Here is an 18,133-nt window from a genome sequence, read left to right as displayed (position 1 = left end):
GATGGACCTCTTTCTCGCCAATTTCGCCAATTGGGACTCGCTGGTCACGGTCTGGCCGCTGCTCATGCAGGGGCTGGGGGTGACGCTGCAGATCGTCGCGGTGTGCCTGCCGCTGGCGGCCGCCAGCGGCCTCCTGGTCGGCATCGCCTATTCGCTGAGCGGTCCCGGCCTGCGCCGCGCCATCGTCGTGATGATCGACCTCCTGCGCTCCTTCCCGGCGCTCGTTTTGCTCGTCCTCATCTATTACAGCCTGCCGGCCCTGCAGATCCGCATCAGCGGCTTCGGCGCCGTGGTGCTGGCGCTGGTGATCAACAACACCGGCTATTTCGGCGAGATCTTTCGCGCCGGCCTCGTCTCCATCGACAAGGGGCAGAGCGAGGCGGCCTATGCGCTGGGCTTCGGCCGGATCCGCTCGATGATCTGGATCATCCTGCCCCAGGCGGCGCGCCGGGTGGCCGCGCCGCTCGCCTCCAATGCGCTCGAGCTCGTCAAGATGACCTCGATCGCCTCGATCGTCGCGATGCCGGAACTTCTCCGCTCGGCCCGCGTGGCGCAGGAACTCACCTACAATCCGACGCCGCTGACGGCCGTCGCCGTGATCTTCTTCGTCCTCCTGTGGCCGTTCTCGCGCTGGGTTTCAGTGCTGGAGCGCCGCGCCATCATTGCACGGGGCTGAGCCATGAAGATTGCCATCACCGGCGGCAGCGGGTTCCTCGGACTCGCCGTGGCGGAAGCGGCAGCGGCACGGGGGCACGAGGTCCTGCTGCTCGACCTTTCGCCGCCGCCCGCCGCCTTCGCGCGCCACGCCGCCTTGTCCGGCGTGGCCTTCGCCGCAACGGATGTGTGCGACAGCGCGGCGCTCGTCCGGCACGCCGTGGATTTCGGCGCCGAGACGATCGTCCATCTCGCCGCGATCACCGCCAACGCCGCCCTGGAGCGCACGGCGGCCCAGCGCATCGTCGACATCAATGTCGGGGGTACGGCGGCCGTGCTCCAGGCCGCCGCGACGGCCGGAATTCGGCGTATCGTGCATCTGTCCTCCATCGCCGTGTACGGATCCATCGGGCGCGACCCCGGCGGGGCGGAAACGCTGCGCGAAGACAGCCGGCTTTCGGCCGACAGCCTCTATGGCATCAGCAAGCAGGCTGCCGAGGACGTCGCGCGGCGGCTGGCAGTCGTGCACGATCTGGGCCTCACCATCCTCCGGCTCGGACCGCTTTTCGGGCCTTGGGAACATACTGGCGCCGCGCGGCCCGATCTCAGCCCGCACGCCCAGATCCTGCGGCTCGGCAGCGACGCGCGGCTGCCGCATGCGATGCGGGCCGACTGGCTGTACAGCCGCGACGCGGCCGCGGCGATCGTCCTTGTTCTGGAGCGCGGCGACCTTGGCGGCGAAACCCTCAACCTCGGGGCCGGCCGCTCATCCACCCCGGCCGAATGGGCCGCGGCCGCCCGCCTGCCGGAGCCGGTCCTCGACGCGCAGTCGCCCAATGTGACGGCGCGGATCCCGCCAGGCCGCCCGCCGATGGACATCCGGCGCCTGTCGGCCGCCTGCGGCTATGCCGGCACACGCGACATCGCGCTGGCCGCTGCCGATCACATGGCCTGGGTGCGATCGGCCGGCCTGCAGCAAGAGATCGTCACCCCATGACGCCAGCCGAAGATCCGCTCATTCACGTCAAGGGCGTCTCGAAATTCTACGACCATTTCCAGGCTCTGCAGAGCATCCACCTGCCCGTCCACAAGGGTCGCAAGGTGGTGATCTGCGGACCGTCGGGATCGGGGAAGTCGACGCTGATCCGCTGCATCAACGGCCTGGAGAAATTCCAGAAGGGCGAGATCCTGGTGGACGGCGAAGGCCTGGCGCCGGGCGGGCGCGGTCTCGACCGGGTGCGCCGCAAGGTGGGAATGGTGTTTCAGCACTTCAACCTGTTCCCCCACCTCACCATCCTCGAGAACCTCACCATCGCCCCGATCAAGATCGGCCGCATGCCGCGGGGCGAGGCGCGCGATCTGGCGATGCATTATCTGGAGCGGGTCCACATCGCCGAGCACGCCGACAAGCGGCCCTCCCAGCTCTCCGGCGGCCAGCAGCAGCGGGTGGCGATCGCCCGCGCCCTCTGCATGCGCCCGAAAGCCATGCTGTTCGACGAGCCGACTTCGGCGCTCGACCCGGAGATGATCGGCGAAGTTCTCGACGTCATCACGGGCCTCGCCGAAGACGGCATGACGATGATCTGCGTCACTCACGAGATGGGCTTTGCCCGCCGCGTCGCCGACGAGGTGGTGTTCATGGACCAGGGCGCCATCGTCGAGCGCCGCCCGCCCGACGAGTTCTTCGACGCGCCGCGCAGTCCCCGGGCCCGCGTCTTCCTGGAGCGGATCATCCGCTGAGCCGCTCCCCTCCCGCCAACGCCGAAGCCCTCTTCTGATCGAGGAATCTGATGCCTACCCAACCGATCCACCGTCACACGCGCGGCGTCTACATCATCGCCGCGACCCCGTTCACGGCCACCGGCGAAGTCGACGATGCCAGCACCGACCGTCTGGTCGATTTCTATCTCGAACACGGCGTCGACGGGATCACGATCCTCGGCATCATGGGAGAGGCGAACAAGCTGACGGAGGCGGAGGCCTGCGCCTTCGCTTCGCGTGTCCTCAGGCGAGTCGACGGGCGCGTTCCCGTCATCGTTGGGGTCTCGGGCGCCGGCATTGACAATCTGCGGCGCCTGGCGGTCTTCGCCATGGAAAACGGGGCGGCCGGCGTGATGGTGGCGCCGACGCCCGGGCCCGCCGTGGAGGACCGCATCCGCCACTATTTCCACCAGGTCTGCGAGGCGCTGGGGCCCGGCGTGCCGGTCTGCCTTCAGGATTTCCCGCAGGTGACCGGGGTGCCGATCTCGGCCGCCACCATCCTCGCCCTCACCCGCGAATGCCCCGAGATCGTCATGCTGAAGCATGAGGACTGCCCCGGTCTCGGCAAATTGTCCGCCGTCCGCGCGGGATCGGGCACCGTCGAGACGCCGCGGCTCTCCATCCTCTGCGGCAATGGCGGCCTCTATCTGCCGCAGGAACTCGCCCGCGGGGCGGATGGCGCCATGACGGGCTTTGCCTATCCGGAAATGCTGGTCGAGGTGGTCGCCCGCCACGCGGCCGGCGAGATCGACCGCGCCGAGGACATCTTCGACGCCTATCTGCCGATCCTGCGCTACGAGCAGCAGCCGGGTTATGGCCTCGCGGTGCGCAAGGCCATTTTGCACCACCGCGGCGTCATCGCCGATCCCCGCACGCGGGCGCCCGGTCCGAAGCTCGGCCCCCTGGACCAGGCCGAGCTCCTGCGCCTCATGGCCCGGACCGACATCAATGTGAAGGAGTTGAACCATGGATCTTGAGATCAAGGGCAAGCGCGCCGTCGTCCTCGCCTCGTCGCGCGGACTGGGCCTCGGCATCGCCGAAGCGCTGGCCGCCGAAGGCGTCGATGTCCTCCTCTCCGGCCGCAGCGCCGACCGGTTGAAGGCGAATGCCGAGGCCATCAACGCCAGAGGCGGCGGACGGGCAGCGTGGATTGAGGTCGACCTGACCGATCCCGCCTGCGTCGACCGCATCTGGGAGGCCGCCCAGGAAAAGCTCGGCGGCATCGACATCCTCGTCAACAACACCGGCGGTCCGCCGCCGGGCGGGGCCGCCGACATGTCGGCCAGCCTCCTGGAGCAGCAGTTTTCCGTCATGGTCGCGCGGGTCATCGAACTGACGACGCTGGCCCTGCCGGGCATGCGGGCTGCCGGCTGGGGCCGTGTCCTCACCATCGCCTCGTCCGGCGTGGTTCAGCCGATCCCGAATCTCGCGCTGTCGAACACGCTGCGTTCGGCCCTCGTCGGCTGGAGCAAGTCGCTGTCGAACGAGGTCGCCAGCGACGGCGTGACGGTGAACATGCTCCTGCCCGGCCGCATCCATACCGACCGCGTCGACGAGCTGGACGCCGCCAATGCGAAGCGGACGGACAAGCCGATCGATACCGTCCGGCAGACGGCTCGCGCCGGCATTCCCGCCGGCCGCTATGGCGACGTCGCGGAATTTGCGGCGGTCGCCGCCTTCCTGGTCAGCGGCCGGGCCAGCTACGTCACCGGCAGCGTCGTGCGCTGCGACGGCGGCGCCATCAAGGCCGTCTGAACCCCGCCTTGCTAAGCCCCGGCCGGTGGACCCGGCCATGCCGCGGCCTCCCGCCGCGGCCGTGGTGACGCGATACCCCGGCCGGCATGGCCGCGCCGGGTCGCGGCGTGGCCAAGGCTTCCCTGCGACAGAAGAGGATACCGAGGAATGACCCAGAGACTGGCAGGCAAGGTGGCGATCGTCACCGGCGGATCCTCGGGGATCGGACGATGCATCGCCCGGCATTTTGCGCAGCACGGCGCGGCGGTGGTCGTCGCCGACATCACGACGGAGGCCATCGAAGGCGGCGAACCCGTCGCCGACGTGATCGCGCGGGAGGGCGGGACGGCGCTGTTCGTCAAGACCGACGTCGCGAAGGCGGATGCCGTCACGGCGCTCGTCGACGCAACCGTCACGCGGTTCGGCAAGATCGATATCCTCGTCAACAACGCCGTCCTGCGTGCCGGCAAGGCGCTTCTGGAAACCGAGGAAGCCGACTGGGACAGGGTGATGGATGTCAGTCTCAAGGGCGCCTATCTCTGTGCCCGGGCCGTTCTGCGCCAGATGGTGTCGCAGCCCGTCGTTGGCGAGGCACGCGGGCGGCTGATCAACATCTCCTCCCAGCACGGCCATGTCAGCGCGCCCGAAGACTTCGCCTACGGCGTCAGCAAGGCCGGCATCGCCTATATGACCCGGCAGATCGCCGCCGACTATGCCAAGGACTACATCGTCTGCAACGGCATCGCGCCCGGCAAGATCCTGACCGGCAAAAGCGGCCGGGCCATCGAGCCGAAGTGGATCGACTATTCCGAGCAGCGGACGCCCTGGCCGCGCCTCGGGACGCCGCAGGACGTCGCCAATGCCGCCTTGTTTCTCGCCAGCGACGAGGCGACCTATCTGACGGGGCATAATCTCTTCGTCGACGGCGGCTGGATGGCCGCCTGACGCGAAGGCGCCCGGCCTGGCCGCCTTGAGGCAGACAATCCACTCATCCCGCTGTGAAGATTGGACGAGCCACCTCTATCGCCGGCTGCCCGTATGGTCTGAGCCCCGCGACGCCGAAATCAGGCCTGCTCGCCCCGCTCGCGCTGGAGAAACGCGACGAGGGAGTGGCTGGCGTCGAGGATATGGGCCCGGGTGAGCTCCGCGGCCCGGTCGCCGTCGCCCGCCAGACAAGCGTCGAGGATCGCCTGATGCTCCCGGCGCGCCTGGTCCATGCCATCGGTCAGAGCGAGCTGCGCCTTGAGATAGCGCCCCACTTTGTCGAGCGCGCTGGAAACGACCTGCAGGTGATAGGGGCGGTTCGCATCGCGATAGAGCGCGTAGTGGAAGGCGCGGTTGAGCTGCGCCCAAAGCTCCGGATTGGTCTCTGCGGCAAAGGCCTGGCAGTGCCGAGCCGCCTCGTCGAGGGACTCGCGGCTCATGCTGGCGGCTGCCAGACGCAGCACCTCGGGCTCGATCAGCGCCCTGAACTCGAAGGTCTCGGCGATCTCATCGAGGGACAGCGAGGCGACGACGGCCCCCTTGTAGCGCTGGTTGGTGACGAGACCGAGCGCTTCCAATCGCGCCAGGGCCTCGCGCACCGGAATGCGGCTGACGTTGAAGAGCGAGGCGATCTGATCCTGGCGCAAGAGCTCGCCATCGCGCAGCTCGCCCTGGACGATGGCTTCCCGCAGGGACTCGACGATGAGATCGGCGGCCGAGGCGGCACGCCCGATATCGGTGGTTTTCAACCTGAGCATCGAGATCCTTGCAAAGCCTATCGAACGTGCAAGCGGGCACGATTCTGCGGGCAGTCAGCGTAGATAATATACATTCCGTTTGATGGCACGAATTATAGCAGCAAAACACTCGGACCTCATTGCAAATTGGATCCAATATGCGATTGTCGCCCCAGCAGGTGTCTCGGTGCATGGAAACCACGGTTTTCCGGCATGACGAACGGGCTCCCGCGCCAGGCCGCATTTTCAAACGCGGCCGCCCCCGCGTTCGAAGGAGCGACTCATGAACACCTGGCCCGCCCGCAAGGCACCCCTGCCCCTGCGGGCCCTGCAAAGCGCTTCGGAAGGCGTGCTGAAGATCGAGAAGATCCTGCTCGGCCTGCTGATGGCGCTGCTGTTCGCGCTGATCCTCGTCAACGTCGTCACGCGCTATGCGCGCATGCCGCTCTATGGCAATGACGAGGCTTCCGTCTACGCCATGGTCTGGCTGACCTTCATTGGCGCCTCCTGCATGACGCGCCTGCGCATGGATTTCTCCGTCGCTCTCCTGACGGAATATCTGAAGCCGGGCCTCGCCAAAGCGTTCCAGGCCGGGGCGACCCTGATCGTGCTGGGCTTTTCGCTGGCGCTCGCCGCCATGTGCTGGATCTGGCTCGACCCCATCGGCATCGCCCGGGCCGGCTTCGACGCGCAGGCCTATGCCGGCGAGAGCTTCAATTTCCTCTACACCGAGCGCACCCAGACGCTGGAATGGCCGACCTGGATCGTGATGGGCGTGGTGCCGCTCTTCGCCCTCACCACCATCCTCCATGGCGCCGCCAATCTCGCCGAAGATCTCGGCCTCGTCGCCCGCCCCGAGCGTCCCCCGCTCGATGCCGGCCAGGGGGTGAACTGATGATCACCGGCGGCGCCTTCTTCATCCTGATGCTCGTCGGCGTGCCGATCAGCATCTGCCTTTGCCTCGCCTCCATCGCCTTCATCTGGGACTCCGGCAACCCGCTGCTGTTCCAGTCCTTCGTCCCGCAGATGTTTGGCGGCGTCGACAGCTACGGCCTGATCTCGATCCCGCTGTTCATCATGATCGGCGAGGTGATGAACGGGGGCGGCATCACCCGGCGCATCGTGGCCATGGCCATGGCGATCGTCGGGCAGCTGAAGGGCGGCCTCGCCTACGTCAACCTCGTCGCCAACATGTTCATCTCCTCCATTCTCGGCTCGGCGACCGCGCAGGTCGCGATCATGGCCAAGGTCATGGTGCCGGAGATGGAGCGCCAGGGCTACGACAAGACCTTTGCCGCCGGCCTCACCGCCTATGCCGGCATGCTCGGGCCGATCATCCCGCCCTCCATCATGTTCGTGATCTATTCGGTCATGGCCCAGGTGCCGGTCAGCGACATGCTGATGGCCGGTCTGGTGCCGGGAATCCTCCTCACCGTGCTGTTCTGCACGGTCATCGCCATCATGGATGTCTGGCAGAACTATCCGCGCGGCGAGCGGATGGACTGGGCGCAGCGCCTGCGCGTCGTCCTCGATGCGATCCCGACGCTGATCATCCCCGTGGTGATCGTCGGCTCGATCCTCACCGGGCTGGCCAACGCCACCGAAGCTGCCGCCGTCGGCACGCTCGCCGCCATCCTGATCGGCCGTTTCTGGACCCGCCAGCTGAGTTTTCGCGACCTTCCGGCGATGATGGTGCGCTCGGGCATCTATGCGGCCGTGGTGCTGTTCCTGGTCGCCGCCGCCGCGATCTTCTCCTGGGTGCTCGTCTACGGCCGGGTGCCGCAGGCGGTGGCCGCCTGGGTGCAGACCGTCGCGGAAGATCCGGTCACCTTCATGCTCCTCGTCAACGTCATCCTCCTGGTCATCGGAACGGCGATCGACGGGGCGCCGGGCCTCATCATGACGGTGCCGATCCTCCTGCCCATCGCGACCGAAGTCTACGGCATCGACCCGATCCATTTCGGCGTCGTCGCCGTGATCAACCTGACGCTCGGCTTCCTGTCGCCGCCGGTCGGCCTCTGCTTCTTCGTCGCCTCGGCGGTGACCGGAGCCAAGGTCGGACGGATGTTCATCGTTACCCTGCCGTTCTTCTTCGCGGCCTGCCTGCTGCTTCTGCTGCTCTCGATCTTCCCGTCGCTCTCCCTTCTTCTCGCCAACTGAAAGGCCTCGTCCCATGAGCACGCTTCTGACCCGCCGCTCCCTTCTCCATTCGGCCGCAGCCGTTGCCGGCGCCGGCGTGTTGGGCCTTGCCACGCCCGGCATCGTGCGCGCCCAGGAAGCCCGCGACTTCCGCCTCGGCATCATCACGCCGAACGGCCACCCGTGGAACCTCGCCGCCGCCAAGGTCGGCGAGCGCCTGAAGGCGGAGACGAACGGCCGCCTGTCGCTGACGCTCTTCCCCTCGGGCCAGCTCGGCAACGAGGCGGCCATGCTCCAGCAGATGCAGTCGGGCGCGCTCGACCTCGGCTGGATCATGACCGCCGAACTTGGCTCGCGCGTTCCCTCCATCGCCGCGATCAACGCCCCCTGGATCGTCGATTCGACGGCGAAGGTCGCGAAGCTGGTGCGTGATCCGCTGGCTTTGTCCTTGCTGGACGTCCTCCCGAGAGAGACCGGCACCATGGGTCTTGCCTATGGCATCACCACCATGCGCGTCGTCTTCTCGGCCCGGCCGATCGAGGGTCTGGAAGACCTGAAGGGCATGAAGCTGCGGATCAACACGACGCCGGCCTATCGCGACTTCTACGGCCTCCTCGGCGCGACGCCGACGCCGATCCCGACGCCGGCGGTTTTCGACGCCATGTCCAACGGCCAGGTCGACGGGCTCGAGGCCGATCTCGACCTTTCCTGGAACCAGCGCTTCGACAAGGTGTCGAAGACCATGCTGCGCATGAACGCGATCTTCATGCCCTGCGTCGCTCTGGTCTCCGGCCGTGTCTGGAAGACGCTCGATCCCGCCGACCAGGAATTGCTGACGCGGCTGACCCGGGAAGCCCTTTCCGCCCAGATCGACGAAACGGTCGTCAACGAGCCGAAGCTCGTCGAAAGCTTCTCGGCCGCCGGCATTCCGATCAAGGACGTCAAGGTCGCCGATGCCGATGCCGTCATCGCGCAGTATGACGCGATCTGGCAGCCGAAGGCGCCGGCGCTGGCCGATCTTCGCAAGCTCGGCGCGACCCTCTAAGCTTCGCTCCTCCCTTTCGGCCGCCCCGCAGCGGGCGGCCCCCGTCTCATCTCTTTCTGGACCGATCTCCATGGACACCACGATCTTTACCGGCTGCATCCCCGCCCTGATGACGCCCTGCACCGCCGACCGCCAACCCGACCTCGCGGCCCTGGTGGCGACGGGCCAAAAACTGGTCGATGCCGGCATGTCGGCCGTCGTCTATTGCGGCTCGATGGGCGACTGGCCGCTTCTGACGGACGACCAGCGCATGGCCGGCGTCGCGGCGCTGGCCGAAGCCGGTGTGCCGGTGATCGTCGGAACGGGTGCGGTCAACACCGCCTCGGCCGTCGCCCACGCCGCCCATGCCGCCAGCGTCGGCGCCAAGGGCCTGATGGTCATTCCGCGCGTCCTGTCGCGCGGCTCCTCGCCCTCGGCGCAGAAGGCGCATTTCAAGGCGATCCTGTCGGTCGCGCCGGACCTGCCGGCGGTGATCTACAACAGCCCCTATTATGGCTTTGCGACCCGCGCCGACCTCTTCTTCGCCCTGCGCGCAGAGCACCCGAATCTCATCGGCTTCAAGGAATTCGGCGGGGCGAGCGATCTGCGCTACGCCGCCGAGACGATCACCTCGGGCAGCGCGGACGTGACCCTGATGGTCGGCGTCGACACCAACGTCTTCCACGGCTTCGTCAATTGCGGTGCGTCGGGCGCCATCACCGGCATCGGCAATGCGCTGCCTCGCGAGGTGCTTCAGCTGGTCGCCCTGTGCAAGCAGGCGGCCGCCGGCGACGTCGAGGCCCGCCGCAAGGCGCTGGAGCTGGAAGCCGCGCTCGGCGTCCTCTCTTCCTTCGACGAAGGCCCCGATCTCGTTCTCTACTACAAGCTGCTGATGGAGCTGAACGGGGAAGCCGGCTACGGTCTGCACTTCAACGAAACCGACGTCCTCAGCGCTTCGCAGCGCGGCTATGCCGAGGCGCAGTATCGGCTGTTCCAGACCTGGTATGCGAACTGGAATGCCGCCGCGGCCTGATGGGCCCTTGGGCTGCCGGTGATACCGGCGGCCCATCCTGAAAGCGGTGGACCAGACCGTCCCAGCTCTGATCCACGGCTTCTGCCGCGATCTCCGCGCATGGCCGCTGAAATGACGCCGCTCTGCGGTAATCACGTCGCCGGGCGCCAGCGCCTGCGGTGCGATCTCGTCCATCAGGGCGCAGAAAAATTGGGAGCGCCCGGCTGGCGGGCGCTCCCTTTGGCTTACTTCTGGATGCAGGTGTCGACGGTGTCCTTGGTGCATTCGTCGAGGCCGGTGAAGACCGGATCCTCGACGGTCTTGCCCTCGATCAGGTCGATCATCACCGAGGGGGCCTTGTAGCCCATCTCGAACGGACGCTGTCCGACCAGGGCCGTGACGAGGCCTTCGCCGGCGATCGCCACTTCGTCTCCGATCGTGTCGGCGGCACCGACGACGAAGTCGTTCGAGGCGATGCGCTCGGCCAGCGGCCGCATCAGGTCGCGGTAGGGCTGCGGCGCGCCGAACAGCGGCCAGCCGCCCATGATGCCGAAGGCGTCGAGATCGGGATTGGCGGCGAGGATGTCGGTCATCGCCTGCACGCCCTTGGCGCCGTCGTCATTGGTGAAGACCGGGCAACCCGCGACTTCCGTCCAGCCGCCCTCGCCGGCCAGCGCGCCGAGGCCTTCCTGGCCGGAGAGCGCATCGCGCATGCCCTGCGCGCGGCGCAGGATGTTGTCGGCGCCGGGATTGCCCTGGATCGAGCAGACGGTCCCGCCGTCCGGCTTGGCCTTCTTGATGTACTCGCCGATCTTCTTGCCCATCAGGTAGTTGTCGGTGCCGAGATAGGTTTTGCGTAGGGCCGAATCCTCGGCGGCGAGATCGGCGTCGATGGTCATGATCGGAATGGTCGGCGCGGCGACCTTCAGCGTCTGGGCGATCAGCTTGGCGTTGGAGGGTGAGATCGCCATGGCCACGGTGTCGGCCTTGCCCAGCATGTCCTGGACGATCTGCGCCTCGCCGGCTTCGTCCGAGGTCGAGGCCGGGCCGGTGTAGAAGCACTCATATTCGGAATCGGCGTTCTCGCTGTTCCACTTCTGGCAGCCCTGGTTGATCGCCTCGAAGAAGGGATTGTCGAGCCCCTTCACCACGATCACGAGCTGCTTCTTGGCCAGAGCCGGCCCGGCACCGAGCGCCAGCGCGGCGGCGGCGACAAGTAGGGTCAGTTTCTTCATCTGTTCCTCCCGATGGATGTCCGCCGCCTCGACGGCGGTCGGCTGAATGGCGGCAGCAGTTCTTGCGACTGCGGTCCGCCGGTCGAAATCCGGAAGTTTTCCGGCACTGCTCGCCGACCGGCGCGGCGACGAGACGGGCCCCGCACCTTCCGGTCACACTGCGGTCAAAGCCCGCCGCTTGGGTGGCCCCAAAGCCTCCCGCCTTGGCGTGTTTTGCCTATTCGTGTCCTGTCTTTCCCGCCCCCTGCCCTTCGCGTCCCCTGCGGCTTCCTGCCGTGCGGTCTCCTGCCGCCCGCCTGCATTCCCGGTCGGGGGTGGCAGAGCCAGTCGACCGACGCTGACGCGGATCGCAGCCCTCTACCGCCCCGACCCCGACTTACGGCCCGGCTTACCGCCCAGACTGCATCAAGAACCCCTGTCGACAGGCCTGCGCCTGCCGTCGTCGATCATCCGCCGAGCGACAGCCGGACGGTCCTCCGGGAGGACCAGGTCGGCCGATGTCGATCTAATCTTGGCTTCCGGCGACGGTCAACAGTATTTATTCCAAGCACTGGATTATTTTTGCAGTGCAAGGAAAATTTATACTGCATTGCACAAGAGAAGCTCGATTGACGCCCGGCGGAAGAGTGTGCGCTAGTGCTGGGGAAGTCGTTTTCGCGTCAGGCGGAAGGGAATGAAGGCCGCTGCCGGCAGTCCGCCGCAGCAGGCCTTTTCAGTCTATGCCAGAGGATCAACGTCGCGTGGCCGTTCTCGAGCTCCAGAATATTTCCAAGCATTTCGGCGCCATCCAGGCGGTCAACGACGTGTCCTTTTCGCTCGAACGCGGGGAAGTCATGGGCCTGATGGGCGACAACGGCGCCGGCAAGTCGACGCTGGTGAAGATGATCGCCGGCAATTTCCGGCCCAATCACGGTCACTTGCGCATGGATGGCAAGGAACTGGTGATGAACCACCCGGTGGAGGCGCGCCAGCACGGCATCGAGATCGTCCACCAGGACCTGGCGCTCTGCAACAATCTGACGGCGGCGGCGAACGTGTTCCTCGGCCGCGAATTGAAGCGCGGTTTCGGGCCCTTCAGCATTCTCGACTATGCCGGCATGTACCGCCGCGCCGGCGAAATCTTCGCCGAGCTGAAATCGGAAACGCGGCCGCGCGATCTGGTGAAGAAGATGTCCGGCGGCCAGCGCCAGGCCGTCGCCATCGCCCGCACGCGCCTCTCGGACGCCAAGATCGTCCTCATGGATGAGCCGACGGCGGCGATCTCGGTGCGCCAGGTGGCGGAGGTCCTGAACCTCATCCGGCGGCTGCGCGACCAGGGCATCACCGTCGTCCTGATCAGCCACCGCATGCCGGATGTCTTCGACGTCGCCGACCGCGTCATCGTCATGCGCCGCGGCCGCAAGGTGGCCGACAAGGTGATCGCCAAGAGCTCGCCGGAAGAAGTCACCGGCCTCATCACCGGCGCCATCGAACTCGCCTGAACCCTGTTTCCCGATATTCGGGCCCCGACGTCCGGGGCCGACCGCTGAGAAGACCGACCATGGCCATCACGCTGGATCAGCCCATCGAGCACAAGCCGAAAAGCTTCCTGGCGAGGCAGATGGCGAGCCAGACCTTCTGGGTCCTGGTCGCCCTCCTGCTCGCCTGCCTGTTCCTGTCCTTCGCCACCGATTCCTTCGCCTCGACGAAGAATCTCTACAACATCAGCCGCAACGTCACCTTCACCGCGATCATCGCGCTGGGCATGACGATGGTGATCATCTCCGGCGGCATCGACCTGTCGGTCGGCTCGGTGCTGTGCCTGTGCAGCATGGTGCTGGCGGTGACCATGAATGCCGGCTACTCGATCGAGGTCGGCATTGCGGCGGCCATCGGCACGGCGCTTCTCGTCGGCGCGTTCAACGGCATCCTCGTCGCCTATCTCAACTTTCCGCCCTTCGTCGTTACCCTCGGCATGCTGTCCGTGGCGCGCAGCCTCGCCATGGTCGCCTCCAACAACACCGTCGTCTTCCAGTTCGGTCCGGACCACGACAAACTCCTGTCGCTCGGCGGCGGGGCATGGCTCTTCGGCATCGCCAACCCGGTGATATACATGGTCGTCCTGGCGCTGATCACCGGCTTCGTGCTGCGCTGGACGAAGTTCGGCCGGCACGTCTTCGCCATCGGCGGCAACGAGCATGCGGCGACGCTGACGGGCGTGCCGGTCAAGCCGATCAAAGTCGCGGTCTACATGATCTCGGCGCTGTCGGCCGGCATTGCCGGCATCATCCAGACCGGCTGGCTCGGCGCGGTGACGACGAACATCGGCGCCGGCATGGAGCTGCAGGTCATCGCCGCGGCGGTGATCGGCGGCGCCAATCTCGCCGGCGGCATCGGCACGGCCTTCGGCGCCCTGGTCGGCGCGGCGCTGATCGAGGTGATCCGCAACAGCCTCGGCCTCCTCGGCATCAACGCCTTCTGGCAGGGCACCTTCATCGGCGGCGCCATCCTCCTGGCCGTGCTGTTCGACCGCCTGCGCAATTTCCGGCAGAGCGACTAATCCGGCGGGCTTGAAGCCAGAGACCTTGCCTTTTCGACCCAGCGCCCTCGCTGCATGACCATGGCGCCGCGGACGACGCCCGGCGCGTCGCGCCGACGGCGGCAGGCGGCGCCGACCTATCTCGGGAGAATTTCATGAACAAACGCATCGTCTTCACCGGCGGCACCGGCAAGGCCGGGCGCCACGTCGTCCCCTATCTCGTGGACAAGGGTCACGAGGTGCTGAACGTCGATCTCGTGCCGCTCGACCATCCCGGCGTCAACACGCTGATCGCCGACATCGCCGACAGCGGCCAAGTCTTCAACGCCCTCTCCTCGCATTTCGGCTTCGAGGGTTTTGAGAGCGGCAAGGGCCCGGCGGCGATCGATGCCGTGGTCAATTTCGCCGCCGTGCCGCGCGTCCTCATCCGGCCCGACAACGAGACCTTCCGCATCAACACGGTCGGCACCTACAATGTCATCGAGGCGGCGGTGAAGCTCGGCATCAAGAAGATCATCATCGCCTCCAGCGAGACCACCTACGGCGTCTGCTTCGCCGAGGGGGACAAGGACTACCACTCCTTCCCGCTCGAGGAAGACTACGACATCGACCCGATGGACAGCTACGGCCTGTCCAAGGTGGTGAACGAGAAGACGGCGCGGGCCTTCGCCATGCGCTCGGGCGTCGACATCTACGCCCTGCGCATCGGCAACGTCATCGAGCCGCACGAATACGACAAGTTCCCCGCCTTCCTCGCCGACCCGATGTCGCGCAAGCGCAATGCCTGGAGCTATATCGACGCGCGCGATCTCGGCCAGATCGTCGACCTCTGCCTCGGCAAGGACGGCCTCGGCTTCCAGGTCTTCAACGCGGTCAACGACACCATCACCGCGGACCTGCCGACGGCGGAGTTCCTGGCAAAATACTGCCCGGACATCCCGCTGACGCGGGAACTGGGGCCGAGGGAAGCACCGCTGTCCAACCGCAAGATCCGCGAGGTTCTCGGTTTCGAGGACGTCCACGACTGGCGGAAATACGTCAAGCAGGGCTGATCGCGACTCCCGGTGGCATGGCAAAGTCGCCGCCACCGGGACGCTCCCGAATACCGCCGCCGCGCACGGCGGCGGGGGTCCCGTCGGGGGGGCCCGACGGGCCTTTCGCTTCTACCCGCCGATCGCCGGCTCGTCGCTTGATCCGAATCAAGGCTGGCCCGCCGGCAGCGGCTAGAGTTTCCGGAAATGGAGGTTTCTGTTCTCCATGATGGGAGACATGGCGATGAACGAAGTGCGCACGCGCGGTGCCGGCCGCAGCATGGCCGCCTACAGCGACAAGTCGGCGCTGCCGAAGCCGGTCCAGGCGGACAAAGAGAGGGTCGCCGGGCCAGTGTGCGACGTACTCGTGCATCTCGACGGCTCCGGGCAGGACGTGGCGAACCTTGCCCATGCCGAGATGATCGCCACGGTCTTCGGCGCGCATGTGCGCGGGGTCTTCACCCATGTCATCCCCTCGGCGCTCGTCTCGGTCGGACCCGATCTCGGCCAGCTTTCCGCGGCCTTCTGGAGAGACGACGCGGCCCTCGCCGATACGGCGGAACAGCAGGCGCGCCAGCGACTCCTGCTGCTGGACGCCGCGACCGACCTCTTGCGCGCCGACGGCCTGTCGCACGAGATCGGCAGGACCCTGGCCCAGCTTTCCCGGGCCGTCGACATGGTCGTCCTCGGGCGGCCGCAGGGTGGTGCGGGGCCCGATCTCCTGGAATCCGTCCTGTTCGACGCCGGCGCCGTGGTCTTCGTGGTGCCGCCCGAAGCGGTGCAGCCGAAGGATCCCGAGACGATCGTCATCGGCTGGCGCGATACCACCGAGTGCTCCCACGCCATCGCGGCGGCCCTGCCCTTTCTGCAAAACGCCGGGCGCGTCCACCTCGTCGAGGTCGCGGAGGGCTCCGCCGACGATGAGGACGATTCGCTGCCCGCCGCCGACATGGCCCGCCACCTGGCGCGGCACGGCGTCTCCGTCGATGTCCGGCGCCTGTCGCATCCGAGTTCGCGCGCCGATGCCCTCTTGAACGAGGCGGCGATCCTCGGGGCGGATCTCATCGTCATCGGCGCCTACGGGCATTCGCGCCTGCGCGAGATGCTTCTCGGCGGCGTCACGCGCGAACTTCTGACCCGCAGCACCGTGCCCCTGCTCATGGCGCACTGAGAAGCGCGACGCCCGCGGCCACGTCGCTCCGTCGCCGGCGCGGACGGGCACTTCCGGCTTTGGAGCGGCCGAGAAGCCGCCTCTTCCGGCTTGCGGCAGATCAAGGCAGCGGCTCGGCAAGAGGGCCAGTCTGCCGGCACGCCAGGATCGGGAGGCCCCGTCCTGGCACCGCATCGGGAGACAACAGGTGATGTACAAGACCATTCTGGTGGTGCTGGATTCCAAGGACCGGGCCGAGGCGCTGATGGACCTCGCGCTGCCGCTCGCCGATCGACACGATGCCCATCTCGCCGGCGTGCACGTCATGCCGGCCGATATCACCGCCAGCATCGGCATGTTTCCGGCGGAGATCCCGGCCGGCTTCATCGAGGAAACACACCGCCTGCGCCAGTTCGAGGCCGAGGCCATCGAGGCGATGTTTCGCGAGAAGGCCCGCGCGGCGGGCGCGACGAAGACCGAATGGCGGTGCGAGCAGACGCTGCGCCCCGACAATGGTCGCCTCCTCAATCGCCACGCCATGTGCGCCGACCTCGTGATCGCCGGCCAGAACCCCGACGCCGACGCCGGCGGCGACCCGATGCTCGCCGACCTCGTGATGGGATGCGGCCGCCCGGTGCTGGCCGTGCCCTATGCCGGCCGCTTCAGCCAGGTCGGTGAGCGCGTCCTCGTCGCCTGGAACGGCACGCGCGAAGCGGCCCGCGCCGCCTTCGACGCCGTGCCGCTGATGCAGGCGGCCCACCATGTGCGGATCCTGGCGATCGATCCGAAGCGCGACCGTCCGGCCGCGGGCCTTGCCAGCGCCGACGACCTGGTGGTGGCGCTGGCCCGCCATGGCATTCCCGTCGAGGCGGCGACGTCCTACAGCGCCGACATTTCGGCCGGCGACGACATCCTGTCGAGCCTTGCCGACCACGGCTCGGACCTTCTCGTCATGGGCTGTTTCGGCCATTCCAGGGTGCGCGAAATGCTGTTCGGCGGGGTGACGCAGCACATCCTGAAGCACATGACCGTGCCGGTGCTGTTGTCGCACTGACGCCGGGATGCGGCCTGGAGATCGGTGCCGGAAACGGCCGGGAGGATCGACAGGGCCGCGCAAAGCGGGGACCGGCGCGCGGGGGCTAGCCGGTCCCCGCCCAGCCATGGCCGGATGCCCGGCCCCTACGGCCGGGCGTTCGCGAAGCCGTCAGAGGCGGCCCGGGCGCGTGATCACCCTTCGCCCGCGCGATCGGCGGGACGACGGGGCCGGCGACCGGCTCCCGTCATCCCCGCTGGATCAGCGGACCGAGACGTCGAAGCCGAACCACTTGTCCGACAATGTCTTGATCGTGCCGTCGGCATTGGCCTCGGCGATGGCCTTGTCGAACAGCGCCTTCAGCTCGGTGTCTTCCTTGCGCAGGCCGACCGAGGAACCTCTGCCCAGCATGCCGCCCTGAAAGCGCGGGCCGACGGGCTGAAGACCCTTGTTGGCGGCGTCCTTGGCGGCCGTCGTGACATAGGCCATCGAGGCCATGATGGCGTCGACGCGGCCGGACATCAGGTCGAGATCGTGTTCCTGCGTCGTCTTGTATTCGCGGATCTCGGCGACATCGGCAAAATTCTTCTGCAGGAAGGATTCGGCGATCGAGGAGGCCTGGACGCCGATGACCTTGCCCTTGAAGGCGGGCTTGATCGTCTCGACGGCTTTGGCGGCGCCCTCAGGGTCGCTCTCCAGCGGGAAGAGCTCGCCGTTCAGCGGCATCTTGGCGAGGTCGCTGCCTTCCAGCACGGCAAAAGTCTGGCCGGTCGAGCCGTAGGGCGTGGAGAAGCCGATGACTTCCTCGCGCTTGGCCGTCGCCGACATGCCGGACATGATGGCGTCGAACTTGCCGGCCGTCAGCGCCGGGATGATGCCGTCCCAGGCCTGGGCCTCGACCTTGCATTCCACCTTCATGCGGCCGCAGAGGTCCTTGGCGAGGTCGATCTCGAAGCCGACGAGCGTGCCGTCCGCCTCGGTCGAATTCCACGGCGGGAAAGCGCCCTCGGTGGCGATGGTGACTTCCTTCCAGTCCTTCGCCGCGGCGACGCCGGCAAGGAGGCTCGACGCGGCGAGCGCGATGGCGAGGATTTTCGGCAGGCTCTTCATGGGACTTCCTC

At 67.2% G+C, this 18,133-nt stretch carries 18 protein-coding genes; 15 read left to right on the top strand and 3 right to left on the bottom strand.

From position 1 onward, the window contains the following. Position 1 precedes the first annotated feature (1 nt). The 6 genes from IEX88_RS06095 to IEX88_RS06070 all read left to right on the top strand — a co-directional run bounded on the left by IEX88_RS06095 (position 2) and on the right by IEX88_RS06070 (position 5,094). Positions 2-676, top strand: coding sequence for an amino acid ABC transporter permease (locus IEX88_RS06095; RefSeq protein WP_188849679.1), 675 nt, complete (start codon positions 2-4; stop codon positions 674-676). A 3-nt stretch (positions 677-679) separates the two neighbouring features. Continuing rightward, positions 680-1,651 carry an NAD-dependent epimerase/dehydratase family protein gene (locus tag IEX88_RS06090; protein ID WP_188849678.1) on the top strand — a complete coding sequence of 324 codons (972 nt, stop codon included), beginning with the start codon at positions 680-682 and terminating at the stop codon, positions 1,649-1,651. Continuing rightward, on the top strand, positions 1,648-2,394 hold the full coding sequence (locus IEX88_RS06085; RefSeq protein WP_188849677.1) for an amino acid ABC transporter ATP-binding protein: 747 nt from the start codon (positions 1,648-1,650) through the stop codon (positions 2,392-2,394). The genes IEX88_RS06090 and IEX88_RS06085 overlap by 4 nt, the downstream gene beginning before the upstream one ends. Positions 2,395-2,444: 50 nt before the next feature. Next, complete coding sequence (locus IEX88_RS06080) at positions 2,445-3,392, top strand: dihydrodipicolinate synthase family protein (RefSeq protein ID WP_188849676.1); 948 nt, start codon at positions 2,445-2,447, stop codon at positions 3,390-3,392. Then, positions 3,382-4,170 carry an SDR family oxidoreductase gene (locus IEX88_RS06075; RefSeq protein ID WP_188849675.1) on the top strand — a complete coding sequence of 263 codons (789 nt, stop codon included), beginning with the start codon at positions 3,382-3,384 and terminating at the stop codon, positions 4,168-4,170. Before IEX88_RS06080 ends, IEX88_RS06075 begins: the two co-directional genes overlap by 11 nt. 147 nt (positions 4,171-4,317) lie before the next feature. Next, positions 4,318-5,094, top strand: coding sequence for an SDR family NAD(P)-dependent oxidoreductase (locus tag IEX88_RS06070; RefSeq protein ID WP_188849674.1), 777 nt, complete (start codon positions 4,318-4,320; stop codon positions 5,092-5,094). Between the two features lie 119 nt (positions 5,095-5,213). Here the strand turns inward: IEX88_RS06070 and IEX88_RS06065 are convergent, their stop codons facing one another. Continuing rightward, complete coding sequence (locus IEX88_RS06065) at positions 5,214-5,891, bottom strand: GntR family transcriptional regulator (protein ID WP_188849673.1); 678 nt, start codon at positions 5,889-5,891, stop codon at positions 5,214-5,216. Positions 5,892-6,153: 262 nt separating this feature from the next. Between IEX88_RS06065 and IEX88_RS06060 the strand changes: the two genes are divergently transcribed. The 4 genes from IEX88_RS06060 to IEX88_RS06045 all read left to right on the top strand — a co-directional run bounded on the left by IEX88_RS06060 (position 6,154) and on the right by IEX88_RS06045 (position 10,066). Continuing rightward, positions 6,154-6,765 carry a TRAP transporter small permease gene (locus IEX88_RS06060; RefSeq protein ID WP_188849672.1) on the top strand — a complete coding sequence of 204 codons (612 nt, stop codon included), beginning with the start codon at positions 6,154-6,156 and terminating at the stop codon, positions 6,763-6,765. Further along, positions 6,765-8,030 carry a TRAP transporter large permease gene (locus tag IEX88_RS06055; RefSeq protein ID WP_188849671.1) on the top strand — a complete coding sequence of 422 codons (1,266 nt, stop codon included), beginning with the start codon at positions 6,765-6,767 and terminating at the stop codon, positions 8,028-8,030. The genes IEX88_RS06060 and IEX88_RS06055 overlap by 1 nt, the downstream gene beginning before the upstream one ends. Before the next feature lie 13 nt (positions 8,031-8,043). Continuing rightward, positions 8,044-9,054, top strand: coding sequence for a TRAP transporter substrate-binding protein (locus IEX88_RS06050; protein ID WP_188849670.1), 1,011 nt, complete (start codon positions 8,044-8,046; stop codon positions 9,052-9,054). A 70-nt stretch (positions 9,055-9,124) separates the two neighbouring features. Further along, positions 9,125-10,066, top strand: coding sequence for a dihydrodipicolinate synthase family protein (locus IEX88_RS06045; RefSeq protein ID WP_188849669.1), 942 nt, complete (start codon positions 9,125-9,127; stop codon positions 10,064-10,066). Between the two features lie 224 nt (positions 10,067-10,290). Here IEX88_RS06045 and IEX88_RS06040 read toward each other — a convergent pair whose 3' ends face one another. Beyond that, positions 10,291-11,280: a sugar-binding protein gene (locus IEX88_RS06040; protein WP_188849668.1), complete on the bottom strand. Its 990-nt coding sequence runs from the start codon at positions 11,278-11,280 to the stop codon at positions 10,291-10,293. 740 nt (positions 11,281-12,020) lie between these two features. Here IEX88_RS06040 and IEX88_RS06035 point away from each other — a divergent pair. From IEX88_RS06035 to IEX88_RS06015, 5 genes are all read left to right on the top strand, one after another. Then, on the top strand, positions 12,021-12,761 hold the full coding sequence (locus IEX88_RS06035; RefSeq protein ID WP_188849667.1) for an ATP-binding cassette domain-containing protein: 741 nt from the start codon (positions 12,021-12,023) through the stop codon (positions 12,759-12,761). A gap of 59 nt (positions 12,762-12,820) precedes the next feature. Further along, positions 12,821-13,819: an ABC transporter permease gene (locus tag IEX88_RS06030; protein WP_188849666.1), complete on the top strand. Its 999-nt coding sequence runs from the start codon at positions 12,821-12,823 to the stop codon at positions 13,817-13,819. Between the two features lie 134 nt (positions 13,820-13,953). Next, positions 13,954-14,850: an NAD-dependent epimerase/dehydratase family protein gene (locus tag IEX88_RS06025; RefSeq protein ID WP_188849665.1), complete on the top strand. Its 897-nt coding sequence runs from the start codon at positions 13,954-13,956 to the stop codon at positions 14,848-14,850. 223 nt (positions 14,851-15,073) lie between these two features. Next, entirely contained in the window at positions 15,074-16,000 is a 927-nt protein-coding gene (locus tag IEX88_RS06020) for a universal stress protein (RefSeq protein ID WP_188849664.1), read from the top strand. Between the two features lie 190 nt (positions 16,001-16,190). Beyond that, complete coding sequence (locus IEX88_RS06015; protein ID WP_188849663.1) at positions 16,191-17,033, top strand: universal stress protein; 843 nt, start codon at positions 16,191-16,193, stop codon at positions 17,031-17,033. A 240-nt stretch (positions 17,034-17,273) separates the two neighbouring features. On the opposite strand, the gene IEX88_RS06010 is transcribed toward IEX88_RS06015, so the two are convergent. After that, positions 17,274-18,122, bottom strand: a complete 849-nt coding sequence (locus IEX88_RS06010; protein WP_188849662.1) for a transporter substrate-binding domain-containing protein — start codon at positions 18,120-18,122, stop codon at positions 17,274-17,276. Between the last annotated feature and the right edge of the window lie 11 nt (positions 18,123-18,133).

The organism is Aureimonas glaciei (genome assembly GCF_014643375.1).
GTDB classification, from domain to species: Bacteria; Pseudomonadota; Alphaproteobacteria; order Rhizobiales; family Rhizobiaceae; genus Plantimonas; species Plantimonas glaciei.
The sequence above is the reverse complement of the archived record's forward strand: the minus strand, read 5'-3'. Positions and strand labels throughout refer to the sequence as shown.